The sequence below is a fragment of the Streptomyces sp. NBC_00448 genome, from assembly GCF_036014115.1.
Taxonomy (GTDB): domain Bacteria; phylum Actinomycetota; class Actinomycetes; order Streptomycetales; family Streptomycetaceae; genus Actinacidiphila.
The window spans coordinates 9,495,670-9,521,601 of record NZ_CP107913.1; the positions used below are offsets into that span (position 1 = coordinate 9,495,670).

The 25,932-nt window shown below is 74.4% G+C and carries 10 protein-coding genes; all 10 read left to right on the forward strand.

Annotation, left to right across the window (positions count from 1 at the left end):
• The first annotated feature begins 22 nt into the window (after positions 1 to 22).
• The 10 genes from eccB to OG370_RS40820 all read left to right on the forward strand — a co-directional run bounded on the left by eccB (position 23) and on the right by OG370_RS40820 (position 25,907).
• Complete coding sequence (eccB, locus tag OG370_RS40775) at positions 23 to 1,363, forward strand: type VII secretion protein EccB (RefSeq protein ID WP_328473510.1); 1,341 nt, start codon at positions 23 to 25, stop codon at positions 1,361 to 1,363.
• A complete protein-coding gene (locus tag OG370_RS40780) occupies positions 1,356 to 5,609 on the forward strand; it encodes a hypothetical protein (protein ID WP_328473512.1) in 4,254 nt (1,417 codons plus the stop codon). Before eccB ends, OG370_RS40780 begins: the two co-directional genes overlap by 8 nt.
• The gene (locus OG370_RS40785) at positions 5,606 to 8,932 is read left to right on the forward strand and encodes a right-handed parallel beta-helix repeat-containing protein (RefSeq protein ID WP_328473514.1); all 3,327 of its coding nucleotides are present in this window, start codon (positions 5,606 to 5,608) and stop codon (positions 8,930 to 8,932) included. Before OG370_RS40780 ends, OG370_RS40785 begins: the two co-directional genes overlap by 4 nt.
• 87 nt (positions 8,933 to 9,019) lie before the next feature.
• A complete protein-coding gene (locus OG370_RS40790) occupies positions 9,020 to 9,355 on the forward strand; it encodes a WXG100 family type VII secretion target (protein ID WP_328473516.1) in 336 nt (111 codons plus the stop codon).
• Between the two features lie 59 nt (positions 9,356 to 9,414).
• Positions 9,415 to 9,702, forward strand: coding sequence for a WXG100 family type VII secretion target (locus OG370_RS40795; RefSeq protein ID WP_328473518.1), 288 nt, complete (start codon positions 9,415 to 9,417; stop codon positions 9,700 to 9,702).
• A 6-nt stretch (positions 9,703 to 9,708) separates the two neighbouring features.
• A complete protein-coding gene (locus OG370_RS40800; protein WP_328473519.1) occupies positions 9,709 to 10,266 on the forward strand; it encodes a hypothetical protein in 558 nt (185 codons plus the stop codon).
• Between the two features lie 199 nt (positions 10,267 to 10,465).
• The gene (locus tag OG370_RS40805; protein WP_328473521.1) at positions 10,466 to 13,789 is read left to right on the forward strand and encodes a WXG100 family type VII secretion target; all 3,324 of its coding nucleotides are present in this window, start codon (positions 10,466 to 10,468) and stop codon (positions 13,787 to 13,789) included.
• A gap of 134 nt (positions 13,790 to 13,923) precedes the next feature.
• Positions 13,924 to 14,361 (forward strand): YbaB/EbfC family nucleoid-associated protein, encoded by a 438-nt coding sequence (locus OG370_RS40810; RefSeq protein ID WP_328473523.1) that lies wholly within the window; start codon positions 13,924 to 13,926, stop codon positions 14,359 to 14,361.
• Between the two features lie 114 nt (positions 14,362 to 14,475).
• Positions 14,476 to 14,892, forward strand: coding sequence for a WXG100 family type VII secretion target (locus OG370_RS40815; protein ID WP_328473525.1), 417 nt, complete (start codon positions 14,476 to 14,478; stop codon positions 14,890 to 14,892).
• Positions 14,889 to 25,907, forward strand: a complete 11,019-nt coding sequence (locus OG370_RS40820) for a WXG100-like domain-containing protein (protein ID WP_328473527.1) — start codon at positions 14,889 to 14,891, stop codon at positions 25,905 to 25,907. Before OG370_RS40815 ends, OG370_RS40820 begins: the two co-directional genes overlap by 4 nt.
• Positions 25,908 to 25,932 lie beyond the last annotated feature (25 nt).

The following is a 25,932-nucleotide window of genomic DNA, read 5'->3' on the forward strand; positions in this document are numbered from 1 at the left end:
CGGAACCGAGAGGAGGACCCCCATGCAGACCCGACGGGACCACGTCCAGGCGTACCAGTTCGCCGTCGGCCGGCTGGCCACCGCACTCGTCAGCGGCGACCCCGGCCGCGGCGACAGCCCCACCCGCCGCGCGTCGCTCGGCACCTTCTTCGGCGTGGGCATCGTCATCCTGCTGTGCGTGGGCTTCGGCGTCTACGGCCTGATCGCGCCGGCCCCCGACCACTCCTGGCGCGCCTCGGGCGCGTACATCGTGGAGAAGGAGACCGGCAACCGCTACCTGTACGTCGACGGCGAGCTGCGCCCGGTCCGCAACTACTCCTCGGTGCTGCTGCTCGCCCGCAACCCCACCGCGCACACCGTCTCCCGCCAGGACCTCGAAGGCATCCCGCACGGCACCGCGGTCGGCATCCCCGGCGCGCCCGACGAGGTCCCCGCCCCCTCCCAGGTGATCGGCGACGCCTGGACCCGCTGCCTGCGGCCGCAGTTCGCCGGCGGGCAGAGCATCGACTTCAGCCCCGCGGGCCGGACCACGGCCTTCCCCGCCGACCGGCAGACGCTGCTCGTCGCCGCCGACGGCACCCGCTACCTGCTGTGGAAGGGCACCAAGTACCGCGTCCCCGACCAGGCGACGCTGGTCGCGCTCGGCCTGGACACCGACCAGCCGACCGCCGCCCCCGGCGACTGGCTCGCCGCGGTGCCCACCGGCCGCGCGCTGACCGCGGTCCGCCCCGCCGGACAGGGCAAGCCCGCCGGCACGGTCGCCGGACACGGCGTCACCGTCGGCCAGTTGTTCACCACCACCACGACGGCGGGCGAGCGGCACTACTACGTGATGACCCGCGGCGGGGTGGCCCGTACCAACGCCACCGAGTCCGCGCTGCTCGCCGCCGAGCCGCACGTTCCCCCACCCCTCCAGGTGCCCTCCTCCGCACTGGCCGCCGTCCGCCTCACCGACGACCCCGAGATGGCCGGCGCGCTGCCGGACGTGACCGGCGCCCCCGCGGTGTCCACCGACGGCCAGACGGTGTGCCTGGCCCAGCACGTCGACGGCAGCGCCCTGGGCACGCAGGTCGTCCTCGAACGCGGGGACGCCGCCACCGGCAGCCGCGCCGTCCTCGTCGCGCCCGGCCACGGCCTCGTGGTCAGCAGCCGCGAGGAGACGCTCAGGAAGGTCACCCACCCCAGGACCTACCTCGTCACCGACGACGGCACCGCCTACCGGCTGGCGAGCGACGACGTCACCGCCGCCCTCGGACTGTCGGGACTGGTCTCCCTGCTCCCCGACGACATGATCGCCCTGCTGCCGACCGGCCCCCTCCTGACGATGCCCGGCTCGACGAGCGCGGGAGGCGGCCGTGTTTAAGGGCATCCGCGCGCTGCTGCCGCCCGGCCAGTCGCTCCAGTGCCGCGCCGTCGGCGACGCCCTGCTGATCCAGCCCAGGGGCAGGACCGACCAGTCCGCCTGGCGGTTCGCCAACGCCCTGGCCCGCGACGACCAGCACACCGTCGTGGTCGTGGACGTCCCCGGCGTCGCCCCCGACACCGCGGCCGACGCGATGGCCCGGGCGCTCGCCGACAGCACCGGCAGCCTGCGCCTGGTCTTCGGCGGCGGCACCTCCGCGGAGATCCGCAGGGCCGGCCGGCGGATCGCCGAGGAACTCGGCACGGTCGTGGTGGTCCCCGACGGCGAGGTGCTGCCCACCGCGGGCGGCGGCCTCTACATCCCCGGCGGCCACGGCTCCGGCTGGCTGCGGCTGCGGCCCGGCCGCCCCTTCGAGCACGACTCCATGGGATTCCCCAAGCCGCGCTGGCAGTTCTCGATGATGGACCGGCCCTGGGTGACCAGCCCGTACGCCGTCGTCGAGCCGCTGCCCTGCGGAGTGTGGGTGCGCGGCGCGCTGCCGGACGCGGCGGACGACAACCGCCGCCGGCTCTTCGGCCGCCTCGCCATCGACCCCGACGTCATGACCGTCGTCCTGGGCTGCCCCGGCGGCCCGGCCGTACCGCTGGCGGACGTCGTACGGTTCTGGGACACCGTGATGCCGACGACCCGCTCGCGCATCCGCTTCGTGCACTTCGGCCCCGTCGCGCTGCCCCAGGAGGGCGAGGCCCTCGGCCAGCAGCTCGCCGACGCGCTGGAGCACCAGGTCGTCCTCTACACCGGCATGACCGACGACGACCGCGCGCCGTCCGACCCGGCCGGCCCGTCCGATTCGTCGGGCACCTCGCCGAACGGTGCCGCGCCGGACGGCGCCGAACGCACCGGCGGGCGCTCCGCCTTCGTCCGCGAACTCCTCTACAGCCCGCGCGGCACCGAAGGCGCCCCGCCGCCCGCGCTGGTCGGAGTGCGCGAACCGCTGCCCGGCTTCCAGCCGGTCGCCCCCGGTGTCTACGAGTACGCCTTCGACGCCGTGCTGGAGGTCGTCCAGAGCGGGCTGTGGATGCGCCCGCACACCGAACCCGACGACGGCGACGACGTCCGCAGGATCGCCGCCGCCCCCGGCGACCGGCTCTTCCTCTACCACCGCGGCACCCCGGACATGGCCGCGCGCATGCGGGCGCTGGCCGAGGACGCGCTGTGGCGGCTCGGCGCCGACGCCCGCGGCGACTTCGTCCTGCGGCCCGCCGACGACCCTGCCGTCGACACCGGCGCCTGGTACGCCGAGCCGATCGCCGTGTCCGACCCGCACGAAGCGGTGACGGCGGCGATCCCGCCGACCACCCGGCCCGCCGGCACCGCGCCCTGGGCGCCTGCGGAGGCGGCAACCGGTGCGGTGGGCAGTGCGGTTGATAACGTTGTCGGTGGTGGTGGTGGTGGTGGCGGGCTCGGGGTCGGGGCCGGTGTCGGGGCCGGCGAGAGCGTTCCTGGGGCTGTGGCGAACGAGTCCGCCGTGGCTCCTGCCGCTGAGCCGCGGCACGCTCCGGCCGCTCCGGCCACTCCCTTCCAGGCGGAGGTGTGGGCGTCCGCTGCCGAGGATCTGTCCGCACCCGCGTCCGCATCTGCGTCCCGGGCCGTCGCCGAGGAGCCGTCGAGTCCGCGGCCGTTGAGCGGCCTGACCGCCGAACTCGCCCTGCCCGACGGCTGGGTCACCTCGACCGCCACCGAGTCCGCCACGGCCGAGGGGGCGATCCCGGCGATGCCTTCCGCGCCTCCCGTCGCGGCGCGCGCCGAGGCGACGGTGACGGCCGGGGCCGCCGCGACCTCTTCGGGCGCCGCGACCGCCGACGGGGCTCTTCAGACGGCCACTTCCGTGTCGGCTGACCCAACAGGCACTGGAAGAGCGGAAGTTGGGGCGCCGCAGCAGGCTGCCGCTTCTCCCGTTCCTACGGTCATACGGCCGGAAGCTTCGGTAACGCCTCTCCTTGCGGGGCGCGCGGGTTCGGGTGAGCCGGACGCGTCAGGTGTAGCGGGCGCCTTGGCGACCGTAGCCGGCGCTGACGGTTGGGGTGTGCCTGGGTCGGCGGGGATTCCGCGTTCCGCTGCGACGGAGTCGGAGGCGGTGTCGGGTTCGCGCGCGGGGGTCGGTGCGGATTCGGAGCGTGGGTCGCTTGCGGGTGGGGGTGCTGGGCCCGAGGGGTTTGCGGGCCGGGCTGCTGGTGCTGTCGCGGTTTCGCGCTCGTCGGGCTCGGAACGGGGGCCGCGTGTGGAGGGGAGCGCTGGGCCCGAGGGGCCCGCCCGCCCGGCAAACGGCTCCGCCTCCGTACCGCCGGCGCCGTTGCCCGCTGCATCCGGGGCGGACGGTCACCCGTCGGTGCGCCGGCTCCCTCTTCCGCTGGCCCATCCGACCACGATCTTCCCGCCGTCGAGCGACAGCCCGCCGCCCGCCGCCGCTGGACCCATGCCTCCCGCGATGCCCTCGGCGACCCAGCCGGCGCCGGCCCCGCGGCCCGCACCCGTCCCCCCTGTAGCGCCTTCGACTTCCGGTGCGCTGCACGTGTCTGGCGCCGCGCCCGCACCCGTGCCCCCGGCCTCGGGCCCGTCCGTGAGTACGTCCCGGGGCGCAGTGCCCGCGCCGGGTGCCGCGCCCGGGTTCGTACCGCCGCCGGAGCCCACCCCGCCGGGTACACCAACTGCCGTGCTGCCAGGTGCCGCTGGGTCCCCTCGGGTGGCGCCGGAGGCCGCGGCACCAGTGCCGGCTGCTTCGGACGTCGGTGGGTCGGGGTCGTCAGCGGCCGTACCGGCACGTGCGTCAACTGCGTTGCCGCCGACCGCTGCTGGCCCGGAGTCTCGGGTCGCGCCGTTGGTGCCGCCAGCCGCGGCACCCGTGCCGTCTGCTCCCGACGCCGGTGGGCCCACGCCGGCGTCCGCCGCACCGCCTGGGACGTCAACTGCGCCGCCGCCAGCCGCTGCTGGGCTGCGCCCGCGGCCGGGCGCCGTGCCTCCGTCCGTGGCGGCGCCCTTGCCGCCGGGGTTGCCGCAGTCCGTGTCCGGTGCGCCGTCGCAGGTCCCAGTGGCGCCGGGGGCGTCGCAGCCCGCGCCGTCCACATCGGGCGGCGCGCCGACTCCGGCGCCGTCGGGCGCCGTTGGGCCCGCTCCCGTACCGCCGCCTGCCGCGCCGCGGCCGGTCGGGCTGCGGTTGGAGTCCGCGGGGGTGTACGCGGCGGCTCCGGTGGTGGCCGAACCCCCGCCCGCCGTCAGCGCGTTGGCGCCGCAGATGACCGTCGCGGCCGCCCCCGTACAACCGCCCGCCGCGCAGGCGCCCGTGGGGGTTCGCGTGCAGCCCGTGCCGAAGGGGGCCGCGTGCGCGGTGCCGCCGGAGCGGGGGATCGAGCGGGAGCGGGACTGGGTGCGCAAGACGTTCCGGGCGCAGTACGACGTGGCCGCGGGAACGGTGGCGCGGGTGATGTCGGAGGTGCCCGGGCTGCGCAGCGCGAGCCGGGAGAAGGCGTCGGACGCGCTGATCGACCTGGTCGCCGTGCGCTTGTACCTGACCGGGAACAGCGCGGGTGTGGACGAGTCCGTGCGGTCCGCGCGGGTCGGGCCGCATGTGCCGCTGGCGCGCTGCGTGGCCTCGGGGCTGCGCAGGCTGCCGTCGTACCGGGGCGCGGCCGTGCTGGGTGCGGAGCTGACCGACGCGGAACGGAGCTGGTACCGGGACGGGCGGCTGGTGACGGAGTGGTCGTTCTGCCCGGCGTTCGCGCTGCCGTCGCCGGACCTCCCGGCGGAGCCGCGGTTCGTGATCTGGTCGATGACCGCGCGGCGCACCGGCCTGCTGGACGCCGCGGTGCCCGACCGGGTGGTGTTCCTGCCCGGCACGACGTTCAAGGTGCTGCGCCCGGCCGGCACCGCGGGCGACCCGGTTCTGATCCGGGAGATGGCGGCGACCGAGATCGGCGCGGACGGACGGGTGAAGCCCGGGCGCTCCGCGCTGGACGACCTCGCCCTGGAGAGCCTGGAGCGAGCCGTCGCCGCGCTGGCGAAGGCATCGGCGAGTACGCCGGCAGGCGCGTCGCCGAAGTCCCCGGCCGAGGCGGGCCGGGCCCCGGGGCCGCGGACCCCGCAGCCGCAGACTCCGCCCGGCCTGATGGCCGCCGCGCCCCGGCCGCGCGCCGGAGCCGGCCCGAATGCACCCGCGCAGGGCGCGACTCACGAGGGAGCGACGCTGTGAACCGGCAAGTGCTAGTGGTCTCCCCGGACCGGCCGGGCGCGTACCGGTCGCTGACCGAGGCGCTCGCGGACGCCGCCGAGGGCGCGCTGATCACGGTGGGCCCCGGCCGCTACGAGGAGGCCCTGCACCTGGTGCGCACGGTCACCCTGGCCGCCGACGGCGCCGGCGGCACGGCCCAGGTGCACGCCCCAGCGGGCAGCACCGTCGTCGTGGACGCGGAGGCCGTGCAGATGTCCGGGCTGCTGCTCAGCGGCGCCGACCCGGACGCGCCGGTGCTCGACGTGCGCCGCGGGCAGGCCGCGCTGGACGGCTGCCGGGTGGCGGGCGAGGCGTGGACGGCGGTGCTGGCGTGGGACGCGGGCACGGTGGCGCTGCGCGACTGCCAGGTCACCAACTCCCTTGGCGCGGGTGTGGTGTTGACGTCCGGTGGCGGCAACGTCGTGGAGCGGACCACCATCTCCGAGGCCGGCTCGTCGGCCGTGGTCGTCGCCGAGCAGGGTCGGCTCACGCTGCGCTCGTCCACCCTGGACCGCGCCGCGGGCAACGGCCTGTGCGTCAACGGCCGTGGCGCCGTCGTCGTCGAGGCCACCCGGATCACCGGCAGCGGCAAGCCCGCGCTCGCCGTCGAGCAGGACGGCCGGGCCGAGTTGAGCCGTGTGGAGGTGACGGGCAGCGCCGGCCTGGACGCGTACCTCGCCAGCACCGCCGACGTCACCTTGGCCGACTGCGTGTTCACCGGGTCCCGGGGCGAGTCGGTGTACGTCAAGGAGTGCGCGCCGATCCTGCGCGACTGCGTGATCACCGGAGCGGCCCAGGTCGCTCTGCACGCGGCGGCCGGCGCCCGGCCGGTGCTGGAGCGCTGCCGGATCGACGCCACCCCGGTGGGCGTGCTGACCGAGGACGGCGCCGAGGTCACCGCGACCGAACTGACCGTGCGGAACGCCGCGACGGCCGCGGTGCGGCTGGGCGGCGGTGCGGCCCGGCTGACCCGGCTGTCGGTCGCCGACGGCGGCCCCGCCGTGCAGGCGCTCGGCGGCGCGCGGCTGGACGTCGACGAGGCCGACGCCACCGCGAGCGGGACCGTAGGCATCGAGTTGGGGCAGGGGGTACGGGCCCGGCTGTCCGAGGTGCGGCTGCGCGTGGGCGGCGGCTGCGCGCTCGCCCTGGCGGACTCCGCCCACGCCGAACTGGACGGCTCGACCGTCGAGGGCGGCGGCGTCGTCATCGGCGCGGACAGCGAACTGACGGCCCGGGACAGCGAGTTCAGCGGCTCCGACGGGGACGGCCTGCGGGTCGCAGGCGGCACGCTCACCGCCGTCGGCTGCCGGGTGCACGGCGCCCGGGGCGACGGCGTGCACCTCGCCGCCGCCTCCCGCGCGGAGCTGAGCAACTGCACCGTCTTCGACAACGCCGGCGAGGGCATCCGCTCGGAGACCGCCGAGCCGGTCGGCGTCCACGACTGCGAGGTGCGCGACAACTCCGCGGTGGGCGAACGCCGTTCGGGCACCGGGCGCGTTGGAGGCAGCGGCCCGGGCGCGGGCGGCAAGGAGCTGACGGCCACGTCGGCCGCCGGCGGCGGCGCCGCGGGCCCGGGTCCGGCGGTGACGGCCACCGGCGGCACGGGCGCCGGCCCGCTCGCCGAACTCCAGTCGCTGGTCGGCCTGGAGAGCGTCAAGCGCGAGGTCACCGGCCTGATCGACCTCAACAAGATGACCAAGCGGCGGATGGAGATGGGCCTGCCCATGCCGCCGATGAGCCGGCACCTGGTCTTCGCCGGCCCGCCCGGCACCGGCAAGACGACGGTGGCCCGCCTCTACGGCGCGGTGCTGGCCGAGTTGGGCATCCTGCGGCAGGGCCACATCGTGGAGGTGGCCCGCGCCGACCTGGTCGCGCAGATCATCGGCGGCACCGCCATCAAGACCACCGAGGTCTTCACCAAGGCACTCGGCGGCGTGCTCTTCATCGACGAGGCGTACACCCTGACCAACCAGTCCCGCGGCTCGGGACCGGACTTCGGCCAGGAAGCCGTCGAGACGCTGATGAAGCTGATGGAGGACCACCGCGACGAGATCGTGGTCATCGTCGCCGGCTACTCGGCGCAGATGGACCAGTTCCTCGCCTCCAACCCCGGCATGGCGTCCCGCTTCGCGCGGACCATCGAGTTCCCCAACTACGAACCGGACGAACTCGTCACCATCGTGCGGGGGTTGTGCGGCAAGCACTACTACGAACTCGACGACGGCGCCCTGGAGGCGCTGAACCGCTACTTCGTGGACGTGCCCAAGGGCGACACCTTCGGCAACGGCCGGGTGGCCCGCAAGATCTTCGAGGAGATGATCGGCCGCCAGGCCACCCGGCTGTCCGCCCAACCCCACCAGGACGACAGCGCGTTGAGCGTCCTGACCGGCGAGGACGTGACCGAGCTGCCCGGCACCCCGGCCGCCGGCGACGGCGACCCCGAGCTGCCCGAGCTGCCCGGACTGCGCCGGCTGGCCGCCATCACCGGCCTGGACACCGCCCGTTCGGCGCTGCGCACCCGGCTGCGCGCCCTGGCGGCCGCCCAGCAGCGGCCCGGCACGCGCCCCGAACCGCTGTCCGCCCGGGCCAACGTCGTGCTCGAAGGCCCGCCCGGCAGCGGCCGCCGCGCCCTCGCCGCGCTCTACGGGCGCTGCCTGGCCGAGCTGGGGCTGCTGCCCACCGGCGCCACCCGGCACATCCGGCTCTCCTCGCTGCCCGCCCGCTGGGCCGAACAGCCCCTGCTGCGGCTGGCGTCGGCGCTGGAGGAGAACGCCGGCGGGGTGCTCGTACTGGAGTGGACCGAGGCGTTCGAGCAGCGCAGCCCGCAGTCCCGCGAGGCCGTGCTCAACGCGCTCGCCCGGATCGTCATCGTGCCCGGCGACACCGTGCTGGCGCTCATCGGCACCCCCGAGCACCTGATGGGCCTGATGCGCGAACGCACCGACGTCGCCCAGGGGTTCGCCGAATACGCCCGCCTGGAGCCGTACACCCCGGAGCAGACCGTGGAACTGGTGCGGCGCCGGCTGCGCGGCTACGGCTTCCAGATGGACGAGGACGTCGCCCAGGCACTGGCCGAGACCTTCGCCCGCTCGCCCGAACAAGCCGGCGCCTACCGCGCGCACCGACTCGCCGAAAGCCTCGCCGCCGGCGCGCGGGCGCGCACCGTCACCCCGGCCGACCTGCCCCGCCAGGCCCCCGAGCGGGCGGCGGTGCTCGCCCCGGACGAGAGCGCCCCGCCCCCGGCGGTGCCCCCCGAATCCCCCGAACCCCCGTACCAGCGGCCGGAACCGCTGGCCCGGCTGTGAGCTTCCGGCCCGCCGTGACCTCGAGCGGCACCCGCGGCGGACCGGGATGGAAGAGCAGACGCACACCGACGAGAGGACAGCCCGACCATGGCACTGACATCAGTCGAACTGCAGGGAATGACCGCCGCCCAGGGCACCTTCCAGACCGCCCTCGACGACGGCGCCACCTCCTACGCCCAGATGGCCGGCCAGATCGACGGCCTGCGCGGGAGCTGGACCGGTGACGCCTCGACGATCTACGGCAACGCCATGCAGGCGTGGCTGGACGACTTCAACAAGGTGAACCAGGCGCTGCGGACGATGCTGGAGAAGCTCCAGCAGAACACGCAGGTCTACGCCAACACCCATGAGGAGACCCAGCAGACCGCCAACACGGTCGCCCAGAACATCGCCTCCGGCGTCACCAGCCTCCCGGGCTTCTGACCCGCACCGGCCGCACCGCACCACCGCCCGTTCCCCCTCTTTCCTCCAAGGAGCCCCCCGTGGCGACGTACACCGTCCAGATGGAGCAGGTCGACGTCATCGTCGGCGAGATGAACGCCATCACGCAGCGGATCAACCAGGCCCTGTCCGACCTCGACAACCAGGCCAGGATCAACCTGAGCGAGTGGACCAGCGACGCGCAGGCCACCTACGCCGAGGTCAAGGCGCAGTGGGACGCCGCTGCCGCGGACATGACCCAGAAGGCCGCCCTGGCCACCCAGCAACTCGGCAACATCAACGAGTACTACTCCCTGGGCGAGCGCGCAGGCGTCCAACTCTGGGGCTGACCCGCCATGACCTACGGAACCCTCGACGGCACCCTGCCCCCGTCGCCCCCGGCGCCCAAGCACACCGCCCAGGCGTACGACGGCGGTACGACGCTGCCGGCCGGGCAGGGCACGTACAGCAACGACACGCCGTTCACCCCGCCGTCGGTGCCGGGCGGTACCGACGGCGGCAAGGGGACGAGCGTGGACACCCCGTCGATGGACGTGTTCGCCGACAACATCGACAAGCTCATCGCGCCCACGCAGGCGGCAGCCAAGAAGCTGGACCCGGTCAGCACGGCTCCGGGTGCCTTCTACCACGCCGACCAGATCCGCTCGAAGGTCAACGGGCTCAACGCCGACTCCGGGCTGAAGGCCCAGTACGGCAAGGTCCTGGCGGATCTGGTGCAGGGGCTCGGCGACCTGCGGGACGGAGTCAGGCAACTGGCGTCGCGCTACTCCACGTTGGAGGACGCCAACAAGATGACGTCCCAGGATCTGCAGACGGCCATGCAGTCGGCGGACGGCGACTTCTCCGTCCTGCTGACGGACTCGGGCGGGGCGTCATCCGGCGGGGGCGCGTAACCGCACGCGGCAGAAGCCGCGTTCACCGTACGCGGCGGCACACGCGGCAGCACACGCGTCACCCAGCGGATGGCACGGCGGGTCGAGGACGACAGGTCGTGCGCAAGTGTCCTGTCCGGCGGGGCGGTTCGGATCACCTGACGCCCCGCCGGCCAGGACCGGCGACCAGCGACGGCGCAATGACGGAGGACTTGCTCACATGGGCACCGACTACGACAGCAACGGTTTCTCGCAGGGCGACGACGGCGCCATCTACGGCGACCCGTCCGACACCGGCCAGATCTCCGACTACGACAGTTGGGACTGGAAGCAGATCGAGGCCGCGATCCGTGGCATGTCCGCCGGTACGGACGACCCCGACAACGTCGACCGTGCCGCGTCCGTCGCGTCGCCGCAGAGCCTCCAGGACGCGGCGAACGTCTTCTACCACGTCCAGGTGGTGCTGTCGGGCGTCGCCCAGGCCCTCCAGGACCAGGCCAAGGCGCTCGCCGGTGACGACGGCCCGTGGAAGGGCGACGCCGCCGACGCCTTCTACGACATGATGAGCACCTTCTCCAAACAGGTCGCCGCGACCGCCGACGTGCTGTCCGGCGGCAAGACCGCCGACGGCGGCAGCGGTTCGGGCAACTCCGTCCCGCAGCAGCTCGCGGACAACTCCGTCAACCTCCTCAACGCGCAGAACAAGATCGGCGAGATCGACGCCTGGTACGCCAACCAGGCCACGCTGATGGGCGTCACGCCGATGAGCAACGGCCTGATCCCGGTGAGCAAGAAGCCCGAACTGGTCAAGATGCTCAACCACGACATGCGCGCGGTGCTGAAGAACCTGGCCGCGGACTACCAGGTCACCATCGACTCGGTCCGCCCGCCCGGCACCATCACCGGGCCCGCCGCGACCGACCCGCCGCCGGTCGACGAGCCGCCCGCGGACGCCCCGCCGGACGACTACCAGCCCGCCGACTACACCCCGTCCGATCCCGCGGGCCTGTCGAACTCCGATGGCAGCGGCCTCGACACGCTCGCGCCCGACGCCGCGCTGACCAGCGCCGCCGGATACGACCCCGCCCAGGACGCGATGCCCAGCCCGTACTCCGGCAGCCTGGACAGCAACGGGCCCGGCTCCGGCCTCGGCGGGGACAGCGACCTGAGCGGGCTGGGTGGCCTGGGACCGGACGGCGGCCTCGGCACGGACAACAGCACGCTGGACCCGAACGCCTTCGACCGGATGCTCAACCCCACGGCGTTCAGCGGCGGTACGGGCGTCGACGGGAGCGGCGACCTCGGCGGTGACACCGGCCTCGGCGGCGACAGTGGCCTGGGGGGCGACAGCGGCGGCCTCGGCGGCCTGCCCCTGGCGAACCCGTCCGCGTTCGGCGGCGGCACCGGACTGGGCGGCACCGGCACCCTGCCCGAGTCCGACCTCGCCGAGGACCCCAGCACCTGGAAGGACGGCGCGACCGCGGCCGACTTCCCCGGCGACACCGGCATCGGCGGGACCGCGGGCCTCGGCGACGGCTCCGGCCTCGGCGGCCTCGGCGACACCAAGGGCCTCTCGCCGTCCGCCTTCCCCGGCAGCACCACCACGGGCGGCTCGGCACCCAACGCCGCCGACCTCGGCCTGGAGACGGACACCCCCGGCTTCTCCCCGTCCGCCTTCCCCGGCTCCACCGGCCTGTCCGCGAACGGCGGCGGCCTCACCGGCGGCACCAGAAGCGGGACGCCGTTTACGCCGGGGATGGGTGGTGGTGCGCAGGCGGGTGTGGGTGGTGGGTTGGATCGTAGTGATGCGTCGGGGTTGTTGGATGGGGATGCTGAGCCGTGGTCGGGGGATGTGGGGACGGCGGGGGAGGGGTTTTTGCCGTCGGGTGGTGTTCGGGTGGGTGCGGGTGGTGGGTTGGATCTGCCGGGGTTTGAGCCGTCGGAGTTTCCGGGTTCGTCGGGGTTGGGTGGGGAGGGTGCCGGTGTGGGTGGCACCGGAGGCGGGACGCCGTTTACGCCGGGGATGGGTGGTGGTGCGCAGGCGGGTGTGGGTGGTGGGTTGGATCGTAGTGATGCGTCGGGGTTGTTGGAGGGGGATGCTGAGCCGTGGTCGGGGGATGTGGGGACGGCGGGGGAGGGGTTTTTGCCGTCGGGTGGTGTTCGGGTGGGTGCGGGTGGTGGGTTGGATCTGCCGGGGTTTGAGTCGTCGGAGTTTCCGGGTTCGTCGGAGTTGGGTGGCACCGGAGGCGGGACGCCGTTCATGCCGGGGATGGGTGGGGGTGCGCAGGCGGCTGCCGGTGGGGCGGACCGCAGCGACGCGTCGGGGTTGCTCGATCCGACAGCCGAGCCGTGGACCGGGGCGGACGACCCGGCGTCCGGTGAGGTCGCCGCAGCCGGGACCGTACCCGGCGGGCAGGAAGGGCTCGACCTGCCCGGCGCTCTGCCCGAGCAGCAGGAGGCGGCCGCGCAGGGCGGGATGCCCGGGATGATGATGCCGGGGATGGGCGGAGCGCCGGGTGGGGCGGCGGGTCGGGAGGAGGGTGCGTCGTCCGACGCGTCGGGGCTGTTCGCGCCGAGCGCCGAGCCGTGGACGGAACCGGGAGCGCCGGTGGCCGAGGTGTCCGGATCGGCGCCGGCCGGTACCGGAGCGGCCACGCTGTCCGGGCTGCCGAACGGCACGGAGACGGGCACCGGAGCCGCGCCCGTACCGGCCGCGGCCGAGGAAAGCGGGGCCGACGGGACCACGGAAGGGTTCGCGGTGCCCGCCGCGGCCGAGGCCTCCGCCGTACCCGCGGCGACCCCGTTCCTGCCGATGGGCGGCATGAGCGCGGCCGGTGCTCCCGGCCGCCGGGACGAGGACGACCGCGGCACCCTCGTGGAGCCGACCGGCGAGGCGTTCGCGGAACCGGCGGTCCCCGAGGCCCTGGCCGCCGACGCGTTGGCGGCCGGCCTCACCGCGTCGCCGGCCCCGGTCGTACCGGAGCCCCCGGCGCACGGCGGCGACCCGCAGTACGCGGCGTACGACGGGTACGACCCCTCGGGCGGCGGCGAACTCGGCGACCCGCTGGTGGTGTTGCGGCCGGCCGACGACGACCTGTCGGAGGAGGACACCGCGGCCTGGGGCGTGGCGGGCGCGTCGTTCGTACCGCTGCTGTGGGCGCCGCGGCCCGAGGAGGAGGCGGAGATCTCCGCGCCCGGGTACGCGACCGCCGACGAGGGGACCTGGGGCACGAGCCCCGGGGGCGCCCCGCGCGGGGCGGACGGTGCCGCGCAGGCGGAGGGCGAGGACCAGCCGCTGGCCACCTGGCGGCCCAACCGGCCCGCGGCGAACGGCGAGTCGGCCGTTCTCGCACCGGCCGAACAGCCGCTGTCCTGCGCCCCGGCGTCCGCGGACGACGAGTGGGACGAGGAGGAACCGGAGGGGGCCCAGGACGAGTCCGCCGACGGGGAACCCGCCGCGCGCGGCATCGCCGACCTGCTGGTGCAGGAGGGCGACACGTGGGGCTCGCCGCCGGTCGCCGACGGCCCGAACGGGGTGTTCTGAGTGGCCCCCGCCGGGAGGAGCGCGCACGCGGACCGGTGGGGTACGGAGCCGTACGACGGCGGTCGCCACCGCCACCGCCACCGAAACCGCCACCGATATCGCGCGGCACGAGGGCGACGCGAGGAGAGGAAGCCGTGAGCACGCCGTACGACCAGGACATCGAAGGGCTGCTGGAGCTCTACCGCAAGCAGCGGGAGGAGGCCGTCGAGACGCGGCGCAGGATCAACGAGGTGACGGGCACGGCGACCGCGCCGCGCCAGACGGTGAAGGTGACCGTGGGCGCGCAGGGCGACGTGACGGCCATCGACTTCCCGACCGGCGCCTATCACCGCATGGCGCCCAAGGAGTTGTCGGACGTCCTGCTGGCCACGATCCGCGAGGCGCGGGCCGAAGCCATGGAGAAGGTCGTCGAACTGACGTCGCTGGCGCTGCCGCCCGGCGTGACCGTGGGTGATCTGCTGCGCGGCGAGGTGGACCCGGCGGCGATCCTGCCCGACGACCCGCCGATGCCGGACGCGGTGCGGGACTACATCGACAACGGCCGCCCTGAAGGAGCCGCCCGTCGCCCGTAGCCGTCACCCGTTCCGCCGCGCACTGCCCCAACAACCGCTCCACGTAGGTCCGTTCACGTCCGCTCAAGTCCGTCCGCTCACGCGTCAGCACCGTGCCCACCCCAGGGGGTTCCCATGTCAGGCGAGTCGTTCTCGGTCGACACCGACGGTCTCCAGGCCCAGATGCCGTACATGCAGGAACTGGCCCAGCGGTTCCGGAACGTTCACGAGGCGCTGGAGGCGCGGCTGGGCGCGCTCGGCGAGTGCTGGGGCGACGACGCGTCCGGCGAGGCGTTCCTGCGGCAGTACACCAAGCCCAAGGGGCAGATCCTCGAGGCGACCGAGGACGCGGGCGACGTGCTGCGCAGCACCGGCGACGGCCTGCAGACCATGGCCCGCGGGTACCAGAACATCGAGTCCCAGAACTCGGAGTCCGCCCGGAAACTCGGGACGTCGCTGGAACCGGGCTCGGTCCCTGGTGGCGGCGTGCGCGGCGGACAGGGCGGAGGAGAGGGCGGCGACGGCAGCCACAAGGGGTCCGGCCGCCCGTGAGCATCAACCTGCCCCCCGAGCTCGGCTGGGTCGCCCGCCTCGCCGTCGGCCAGTCATGGCCCAAGGGCGACGAGGACAAGATGCACAGCCTCGGCCTGGCCTGGGAGGACGCCGCGCAGGCGCTCGCCGCCATCAGCCGGGAGATCACCCCCGCCACCCGGGGCGTGCTCAACAGCGTCGGCGGCTCGGTCGCGGACGAGTTCGCCTCGTTCGTCCGCCAACTCCAGTCCAACGTGCCGGACATGGCCGAGGCGTCGGGCCAACTCGGCAAGCTCGGCCGGAACACCGGGGTGCAGCTGGAGTACGCGAAGTACATGATCCTGGCCCAACTCGTCTGGCTGGCCTTCGAGATCGCCCAGATGGCGTTCTGGGCACCGGAGGCCATCCCCGCGCTGATCACCTCCGCGCGGCTGATCGTCCGGATGCTGCTGCGCCGCCTGCTCACCTCGATCGCCACCGGCATCGGCATGATGGTGGGGATGGACGCGGTGATCCAGGGCATCCAGATGCTCAAGGGCGACCGTACGTCGTGGAGCGTGGAGAACACGATCTCCGCCATCGAGAGCGGGGCGATCGGCGGTGCCATCGGCGGCCTCACCTTCGGGCTGGGCGACGCGTTCGTCCCGAAGTTCGCCGGCTCGCTGATCGGCAAGGCGTTCCTCGGCGGGGCCTCCGGGGTGGCGAGCACCGCGGCCGTGAACGCGCTGTTCGGCAGCGGCGAGCCCTCGGACCTCGGATTCGGCGGCGCGGCCGGTGCGATAGGTGCGATCGCCGGGGGCGGCGGCAAGCGGCGCGGTGGCGGCGGGGACCCGACGAAGGTCGACGACTTCGACTTCCACCTGCCGGACGTCCCGGATCTTCCCGACCTGCACGGCCCCGACAAGCTGCCGGAGGGCGGCCTGGGCGGCGGCCTGGGCGGCCTTGAAGGTGGCAGGGGCAGTGGTGGCGGCAGTGGTGGCAGCGGCGGATTCGGCTCCGGCGGCCACGGCAGTACGGGTACGCCCGCGGGCGGTTCGCACGGTACGCCCGTGCGCACCACGGGCAGCGACCACCAGGCATCGGGCGGTACGTCCGGCGTACGGCCGCCCGTCGAGTCGGGGACGGGCCACGTTCCCCCGGCGGAGACCGACTCCCACGAGGCGGCGGTGTCCTCGCCGGTGAGCGTGCCCGCGCCCGAGGTCCGTACGAACGGGTCCCCTTCCGGAGCCGGCGGTCGCGGGGCCGGCACCGGCGCCAGCAGCAGTACGTTCGCCTCGCACAGCGCCCCGCCGATCACGACCACGAACCACCCGGCGGCCACGGGCGACGGGCACGTCAGCGAGCCGGTCGTCCACGAGAACGCGCCGCGGAACGCCGAACTCCCCGGCTTCACCACGGCGTTCCGCTCCGGCAACGACCACGCGGCGGGCGGAGCGGGGGACACCGGGGCGCGGGAGTCGGCCGCGCCGCCGCCGGTCCGTGGGGCGTCGGGCGGTGCCGGCACGGGTTCCGCCCCGCCGGTCCGGTCCGGCAGCGGGCAGGGCGGATCGTCGTCCGGTGGGCCCTCCGAGGTCGCGCCCCGTGCGCCACGGCCGCGAACGTCCGTCAGTACGGCGGGCGGTGGCCTCAGGGCGGGCAACGGCAACGGCGCCGGCGCGCAGCACACGGGCGCCACCCCGCCGGCGCACCAGCCCCCGGCCGTGGTCGCGGAACCCGGCGGCAGCGGCGACTCCCACCCCGTCCTTCCGGACGCTCCCACGCAGACCCCGGGCACGTCGCCCACGTCGCCCACGTCGCTCACGTCGGGTGGGCCGGGGGAGGGGGATGGCGGCAGCCACACGTTCCCGGAAGTGCCGACGCATGCGCCGGGCGCGCCGCCGGTCGAGCAGGTCGCGCCGGTGGACCCCGCCTCCTCGGCGGGCGGGGGCGCCGGTCAGGTCCACACGTTCCCCGACGTGCCCACGCACACCCCCGGCGCCGTGACGTCCCCCGCCCCGGGCGCGGGCGCGTCCCCGGCCCACACCCCCGGCGGCGGGCCGTCGACGGAGCCGCTGCCGGGCGGGAGCGACAGCACCCACGGTGACGGCCCCCACGGCGGTGACCCGGCACTGGCTTCCCTGAACGACCTCACGGTGCCCACCCACCCGGTGGGGGACAGCGGGGGCTCCACGCACCCGATCCACGACGCGCCGAACGCGCCGGTCACCCCGCCGGGCTCGCCGACCGCGCACGTCGGTCCCCGGTTCGACGCGCTCGACCGGGCCGGCCGGGACGCGGGCATGTCGTCGTCCGACCGGCAGGCGTACCGCCAGGCCGTCGACCAGGCGGCCCGGTCGGGGAACCTGAGCGAGACCACCCGCCAACTCCAGGCGTTCCGCGAACACGTGGAGACGCGGGCGCTCAACCAGCGCTACGACGCGTTCCGTCAGCACGCGGACGGGGGATTCGCCCACACCCGGGCGCCGCGGTCCGAACGGTCCACCTGGGACCACCTGGTGAACGCGGTCGAACAGGCCCGCCGCGGCGGAGACCCGGACCTGCTGGACAGCCATCTGCGCGAGTACACCGCCTTCGTGGAGCACCACGCCCCCTCGGAGGCGCTCACCGGCCCGGACACCCCGCAGCCGTACCACCCGGACGTCGAGAACGTACGGCGCCAACTGGCGGCAGCCACCGGGCCGGACGCGGACCGGCTGCGTACCCAACTCGCGGACCTGCGGCAGACCGCCGACCTGCGCGACCGGCTCGACCGGCTCAACAGCCGCCAGGGCGGCCCCGATCCGCAGGAGGCGGCGCTCCAACGGGCCGTCGACCAGGCCGGCGGCCCGGACACGGCGGCCCAGGCCCTCGCCCAACTCCACGACCACCGAGCCGACCAGGCCCTCCAGCAGCGTCTGGACCAGTTCGACTCGGACCACGTTCCCGACGGCGACGCCGACCTCGCCGGGGGGCACGGCGGACACGACGGCCTCGACGACCTGCGGCAGCGCCTCGACACGCTGCGCGGCGACACCGACCCCCACGAGCAGGAACTGCTCCGGCAACTCGACCACGCGCCGGGCCCCGACGAGGCCGCCGACGCGTTGGACTCGCTGCACGACCACCGCGACCAGCAGGACCTGGCACACCTCCAGCAGCGCCTCGACCAGCTCCACACCGACCCGGTCCCGCCGACCGGCGTCGCCACCGAGGCACACACCGCAACCGACGGCCCCAGCACGGACACCCCGACCCCCAGCGGCCGTAACGATCCGCCGACCGACGACGAACTGCGGCAGCGCCTCGACGCGTTGGACGACGGCGACCCCACCGCCCGGAACCTGCGGCACCAGGCGCACGACGCGAACTCCCCGGAGGAGGCGCAGCGCGCCCTGGACGAGCGCGCGGCCCGGCAGGCGCAACTGGACCAGCAGCGCCAGGACGAGGCGGACCGGCTGCGCCGGGAACTCGACCGCGCCGAGGAACAGCACACCCGGGACCTGCTGTCGGGGCGGCAGGACGCCGCCTACCGGTCCGCCCGTACCGTCGCGGATCTGCGCGACCAGCTCGACCACGCGCTCCCGCACGGCCAGCGGATCTCCGACCTGCAGCGGGAGATCGGCCAGGGGCTGGGCGGGCAGCAGGACCCCGGACACCTCGGCCGGATCGGCACCGACACTCAGCCCGCCAGCGGCCACGAGTCCCCGCCGGCCGACGACACCGCGCCCACGCGGCAGCCCCAGCGCGTGGCCAACCAGCCGCTCGGCACTTCCCCCAGCGTGTCGGACACCACCCGCACGTCCGGGTCGGGCGCGGACCACGACACGAGCCACGACACGAGCCACGGGACGAGCGACACCGCGCACGACACGCCGCTCCGGCAGCAGCCCACGGACACCGCCGACCCGCCCACGACCGTGCACACCGCGGCCCACCCCGGCACGGACCAACTCCCGCTCCAGGAACGCCCCCAGGCGTCCGAGCAGCAGACCGCCCCGGCCGCCAGTCCCGACCCGGCCCGGAGTCCCGTACCGGACACCAACGGCCTGGACGAGTTGCTGCACGGTCCGGGGACGGAGGGCGACCTGACGGCCGGCGACACCACCGGCCACACCGGTGACCACCCGTCCTCGGACACGGCGGTGACCACGCCTGCGGCCACCTCCACATCCACGTCCACGTCCACCGCCACCTCCGCGCCTGCCGTCCGGCCGCCGGCCCGGCTGAACCACGCGCCGCGGTTCGTCGTGCGCTCGTCGTTCGACCAGCGCCGGTTCGGCGTCGGCGGGCAGACGTACACCGACCTGACGGTCAAGGTCGCGCTGCACCCCGGCGACACGGACCCGCAGAGCGTCGCCGACACGCGGAACCGGGTGCAGGAGGGCGTCGAGACGTACTTCAACGCCCCCGGCTACCGGCTGCCCAACGGCGACCTGCTGCACGTCACGGTCGAGCACGTGGCCCCGGGCGAACAGGCCCACCTGAACGTCGACATGACGCACGGCGACGGCAACGGGCACACCGACCAGCGGACGTGGCCGACGGGAGCGCCCCCGATCACCTACGCCCACGAGATCGGGCACCAACTCGGCCTGCGGGACGAGTACCACGACACCGGCGACCCGGAACACACAGGCGTCACGGGCGGGTTGATGGGGAACTACCACGTGCCGTCCGAACACGGACTGCCGCAGGGCGGGTTGGGTGGACGACACCTGTCACTGCTGGGCGCGCTCACCGGCGGGGACACCGCCGAGACCCCGCATCCGGGTACGGACACGGGCGCGGGCGCGGCTGCGGACACGGGGGCCGGACCGCGCACCGACGTGAGCAACGATCCCGCCTGGCAGGCCGCCCGGTCCCAGGTCCCGCCGGTCACCCGTGACCACGTCCACGTGGACCCGGTCACCGACCCCTTCGCCCACCCCGCCACCACCCCGGTGGACCCGCCGGTCGACACCGCGGCGAGCACGTCGACGACGCACCAGGACACGGCGACCGACCACACGGAGCCGGTGACCGGGGACCACACCGAGCCGGCGACGGCCGAGCACACCGAGCCCGCCGGGGACCACACCGAACCGGCGACCGACAACGAGCCCCTGGTGACCGACGACACCGGCACGGGCACCGACTCCGGTACCGTTCCGGGGACGGACACCACCGGGCGGCCCGAGGGGGACCCGGCCCCGCAGTTGACGGACGGCTGGCACAACTCCTCGCTCGCCGGCAAGCGCATCGTGGAGGCGCCGGGACCGGAGGCCGTACGGCAGCGGGTCGAGGCGCTGCTCGGGGACCACGCGAACGACCCGCTGGTGGTTCAGCGGTTGAACGGCCGGTTCGACCCCGCCCACTTCCGCAAGCAGTACCCGCGGATGATCAACGGGGGCTGGCGCTTCCCGATCCACGTCGGCGGCCACCCGTACGAGGTGCGGGTGGGGGCGGACACGACGCCCTGGCAGCTGGACCCGACGCGCGACGCGGGAAAGGACAACGACGGCGATGGGCTGGACGTGAAGTCGGGGGGCGAGTACACGCCGCCCAAGGTGAAGACGGAGTTGTCGAGTTCGCAGTCCGGGCTCGACTACAACCCGTCGTTCGTGCAACCGGTGAACCCCAACGTGAGCGTCCTGGTGAGCGGTTCGGCCAAGGCCGGGGGCGCCGGCCACGGTACGGAGACGACGAGCACGACATCGACGAAGACGGCCGGCGAGGTCAAGCTGACCGGAAAGACGGACAGTTACACCTCGCAGGCCACGTTCGACATCCAGGTGGTGGACCACCACGGCGAGCCGCTCACCGTGGGCGGCGAGGGCGGCGCGCCGCCGCAGCCCGCCCCGCCGATCGCCGGACAGCTCAGAGCGGACGTACCGAGATCGAGCCCTCCCTCCGAGTCGCAGCCGCACACCTGGCAGGGGTGGAACCCGCCGCCGCGTACGACGGGCGGCGACCACACGGCACCCGCGCCGACCCCCAACACGGCGACGGCCCCCACGCCCAAGAGCGCCACCGCCACCGGCCATCCGCTGACGATCACCGGTCTGGACGGGGTCCGCGACGCCGTGTTCGACGCGCTGCCGAAGGACGCGCGACCGGGCGGCACCGCCCACCAGGACATCGTGGACTTCCTCGATCCGGACCACGTCACCGAGCAGTTCGAGCAGGTGTCGGGCGGCGGCCTGATCTCCAAGCCGCTGACGCTGTCCGACGGCGGCACCGGCTTCCTGCGGCTGACCGCGGAGCCGGGGACGTCCACCGTGCTGCACACGACGGACACCACCACCAGTTCGGGGGCCGGCACCAGCGGCGAGCGGGCCCGCAACCACTCGCAGAGCAGCGGATGGGCGCTGGGCGCGGGCGGCGGCGCCTCGGGCGAGGTCTGGCACAACCCGGCCACCGGCGAGACGAAGTGGCTCACCGGGACGGCCAGTTACACCTACGGGCAGTCAACGGCCCACGGGTCCAAGGGCACTCATGGGGTCGAGGAGGGCATCACCGTCGAACGCAAGGGCCCCGCCGACGTGGTGAGCACCCCCACCCGGTACCGCGTGTGGCTGATCCGGCAGCACCTGTCGCCGGGCACCGACGGCCTGCACGGCACCACGACGGAGGAGATCACCGACCACACCCCGCCGCCGGCCCCCGCGCCGGGCACGCACGTCGTCCAGGTCGAGCCGCCCCTGCGGGCGCCGACCGGCGACGTCGTACGCGTGGTGCCACGGCCACCGTCGCAGACGGAACAGACGGAGCCGACCGGCCACGAGCCGGCGACGGCGCAGGCGACGGGTTCCGACAGCACCACCACGCCGCCACCCGCCGCGCGGCAGCCCCCTTCCGGGCAGCAGTTGAGCGGTCCCGGGCTCGTCCAGCGCACGACCTACTCCGACTTCCCGGGCTCGGAGCAGTTGGAGCGCCACATCGTGCAGACGATGTGGGAGACGGCCCCCGGTGTGCTGCCGCCCCCGGAGGTCGTCCACCCCCCGCAGGGGGCGGTCGTGGGGGACCATCCGCCGGTCCGCGTCTCGCCCAAGGCGTTCACCAACCTGGCCGACCTGCGCCGGCAGATCGCGCCATCCCAACTCGGTGGCAGTGGACACCGGTTGCTGGACGGCACGTTCCGGGTCAGCCTGGACAGCTCGCACCTGCCGTTGCTGAACGCGAAGACCTACGACGTCCTGGTGAAGGCGAACCTCGGCCCCGGCACCCATGAGGGCGCGCACACCGCGACGGCGAAGAACACGCTGACGCAGACCGCCGGCACGGAACGGTCGGTCACGCAGGGCAGTTCGCACACGGTGGCGGGCAGCGGCAACCTGCGCAGCTCGCTGGACCACACGGACTACCAGCGCGGCTTCCTCAACGTGAACGCCGACGGCGGGTACGCGCCCACCCACGGCACCACGGTCGGCGACACCACCGAGGTGAAGCGGACCCTGACCGTCTCCGGCGACCGCGACCGATTCTCGTATCCGGTCTCCTTCGACGTCCTGACGACACGTCAGGACGCGGATCATCCGGTGGTGCGGGTGCCCACGCTCCCGATCGAGCCGCACCACCAGTCGGTGCGGCACGTGGAGACCGGCGGCGGGCACGTCACCGTCGACGTGGGGCGGACCGAGACACCCACCGGCGCGCCCCCGCGGCAGGTGACGGTCGACCACCTGCCGGACCACCACCTCGTGGACCACGTCGGCGACGAGGACGCCTACCGCGACCACGCCCGCCAGGCCGTCGAGAGCGCCGTCACCACCCGCCACGACAACGGGCACTCGCCGCTGCCGGCGCACGTCCCGGCGCTCGACGACCTGCTCGACCCGCTCGCCACGCAGTCCCAACTGCGCGCGAGTGTCTCGGCGTCGCACGGCGGGTGGACCAACACCGCTGACCAGCACGTGGGTTCGGGCCGCAACCGGGACACCGCGGGGCTCTCCCAACGCACCCACCTGCACCACCTCACGTACCGCGAGACGCTGGCCGGCGACGGGAAGCTGGACGTCGAGACCAAGACCGAGACCTCCGTGAAGGTGCAGGACAAGGCGGCCACGACGGGCAAGGGCGGCCTCGGCGGCGACTTCGGCCGCTTCCCGGGCACACCGGAGGACCCGCACGCCTCGACCTACCAACTGCGCGGCGGTGTAAGGGGAAAGGGGTCGTACGGCGGCAGCAGCACCGACGCCGTCAAGCACTCCTTCACGACGAGCCGCAAGACCTCCCAGGGCGGCCCCTGGCACGTGTACGAGGGCGACGCGCGCATCACCTTGCAGGGCAAGGTCACCAGCTCCACGGGCGACGTCACGTACGGCGAACCCGTGACCCACGACCACCGGGTGCGCGTCCTGCTCTCGGACGCCGACGTCCGCGCGCTGACCCAGGGCACGCACCCCGATCAGGCCACGAGTACGGCCACCGACACCCACTCCGGCCCCCACGCGGGCACCGATTCGGACACCACGCAGCAACCGCCGCGCCGCTCCGTGCCGTTGGAGAGCGGCGTGAGCGGCGGGAGCCGGATCGAGATCCCGTCGACCGACGAGATCCTGCGCGAGATCGACCGGCAGATCCGCAGCGGCTCGCTTCCCCCGGGCGACCTGGAGACCGGCAACGGTCTGGGCGAAGTCCCGCTGTCGGCCCTGCCGTTCGCGGATCTGGTGACGCCGGACCATCTCGGGGCGCACTACGACGACCTGGTCGGGCCGGGCCTGCTGGTCCACACGGTGGACAACCACCATGGTGTCCGCACGGTGACGCAGGTGCTGATCAAGGCGACCCCTGACGGGTGGCAGCACGACGGACGGCAGACGGACGGCGGTTCGACCCGCAAGGTCACCGTCAGCGAGGCCGTGACGGGGGACCGCGGCCGGACCTGGTCGGCCGGCGGCGACGGCAACATCCGCGCGTCGTACCGCGCCCCGACCGCCGAGAACCACCTCAACAACGTGACGTACTCGGGCACGGCCGGAGCGGAGACGAAGGGCAACACGTCGCACGCGTCCAGCCAGACCACCAAGGTCGAGCACAAGACCACCGCGGCCGGCAACCTGCACAAGTTCAGCACGCCGATGCGGTTCGACGTGACGGTCACCCGGCGCCACGCCACGCAGCGGTTCGTCCACCTGCCCGCGCCCGAACCCGTGCGGCCGGACTGGCGGGCGACCGCCTGGGTGCCCGAGTCGATGACGACCACCGGTCCGGTCGCCGACACCGCGGGCGGCACGACGACCACGCATCAGCCCGGCACCGGGCAGGAGTTGACCGACCAGCACGCGCCGGCCGACCAGCACGCGCCGGCTGACGAGCTCGCGCCGGGCGGCCAACACCCGCCCGGCGAACAGCACATGCCCGGCGATCCGGGCGGCGGCGGTATCGAGATGCGGCCGGTGAACGGCACACCCGAGCAACGCCTGCAGTGGCGTACCGACTTCGACTCCGGCCACGACCTGGTCGGCCTGGACCACCCCGAGCAGCTGATCAATGCGGCGCACACCGCGTTGAACACGCCGCGCCCGTGGGGGGACGGCATCCTCGGCCGCACCGGGTCGGTCGCGTCCCAGGCGTGGAGCGCGACGACCGGTGCGCTCGGCAGCGCCGCGTGGTCGATGACACCCGACGCCGCCCGTCGTGTCGTCGAGTCGTTCGTGCATGACCCGCGGGTGGGGCCGGACCATCAGCTCCACACCGAGCAGACCACGCCGCTGCCGCAGCAGATCTCCACCCGGCAGGCGCTGTCGGGCCAGGCGCTGTCCACGGTCTTCCCGCAGCTGAAGGACCCGGCCGGCGGCTACCACACGGTGCCGCTCGGTCAGGACGGCCGGACCGGCCTGAAGGTCTCCATGGAACCGACCGGCCAGGCCCACGAGGTCGGGCGCCGCGACGACGCGAAGGACGAGGTCACCGTCTCGACCGAGGACGACCTGTCCACGTCCGCCGCGCGCGGCGTGTCCTACAGCGTCGCCCCCGCGGACGTCGTCTTCCTCACCCGCGACCCCGGGCTCTCGGTGCCGCTGCCCGGCCTCAACTCCGTACAGATCAGCCGCGACCAGTCGCTCGCGTCCGACTCCGCGGTCACCCTCCCGCCCGGCACCCCCGGCCGCCAGTCGACCCCTGCGACGGTCCCGCACGGCCTCACCGGCGACAAGCCAGGCCAGGGCACGACCGAGGGCACCCAGCACCTCCTGCGCCAGCCCGTCCGCATCACCCTGCAGAAGTACGACGAGAACGGTGCCTACGGTGACCCCGTCACCACCACCCACCACGCCTACTACTGGTCCACGGCCGCGCCGACGTCCACGGTTGCGTCTACGTCCGCGGCTACGACCACGGGCGCGGGGGCGGACGAGGTCGAGGCAGTCCCGCCGCCGGCGGTGACCGTCCCGACGATCGAGATCACCGCACCGGACACCCCCCTCGTCACGGCCCCGGCACACCCCGTCGCCACCTTCACGCCCCCGCCTTCGTCCCCGCACGCATCGTCGTCGTTGCAGGTGCCGCCACACATCCCCGCCCCCGTACAGATGCCTGCCCCCGTACAGACGCCTGCTCCCGTACACGCACCCGCCCCCGTACACACCCCGGCGCCCGTCGACGCGCCCGCCCCCGTACCCGCGCCCGCCTCGACCCGTTCGCCGTCGGCGTGGGAGGTGCCGCACGACCCGAACGAGGGCGCTGGGCATGGGCAGTTGACCGAGGTGCAGCGGGCCTGGGTGGATCGCAGGGCGCAGGAGGCGGCGGCCCGGATCGCCGCCACGGTGGCCGGGGGAGGGCCGGTGCCGGTGATCCGGATCGAGGGCAGTGCGGTGGTGTCGGTCGACGGCGTGCCGCACTTCGGCCGGTCCCTCCAACTCGCCGACGCCCGCGCGCGGAACGTCGCCGCCGCGTACGGGGCCGCGCTGCGAGCCGCGATGGACGACCTGCGTGCCTCGGGCCGGGCGTTGCCCCCGGCGGAGGACGTCCTGATCACCTTCGGCCCCTCCGTCCCGTGGCCGCCGGCCGTCGGCGCGGACCCGGCGACCGGCTCCGTGACCGTGCTCCTCGGCCCGCCGCGCACCGCGACCGTCTGACGCGGGCGCCCGTGGCCGGACCGGA

Coding starts and splice junctions, on each gene's coding strand:
- OG370_RS40815 (WP_328473525.1), top strand. CDS start 14,476: ATGTCAGGCGAGTCGTTCTCGGTCGACACCGACGGTCTCCAGGCCCAG.
- OG370_RS40790 (WP_328473516.1), top strand. CDS start 9,020: ATGGCACTGACATCAGTCGAACTGCAGGGAATGACCGCCGCCCAGGGC.
- OG370_RS40805 (WP_328473521.1), top strand. CDS start 10,466: ATGGGCACCGACTACGACAGCAACGGTTTCTCGCAGGGCGACGACGGC.
- OG370_RS40800 (WP_328473519.1), top strand. CDS start 9,709: ATGACCTACGGAACCCTCGACGGCACCCTGCCCCCGTCGCCCCCGGCG.
- eccB (WP_328473510.1), top strand. CDS start 23: ATGCAGACCCGACGGGACCACGTCCAGGCGTACCAGTTCGCCGTCGGC.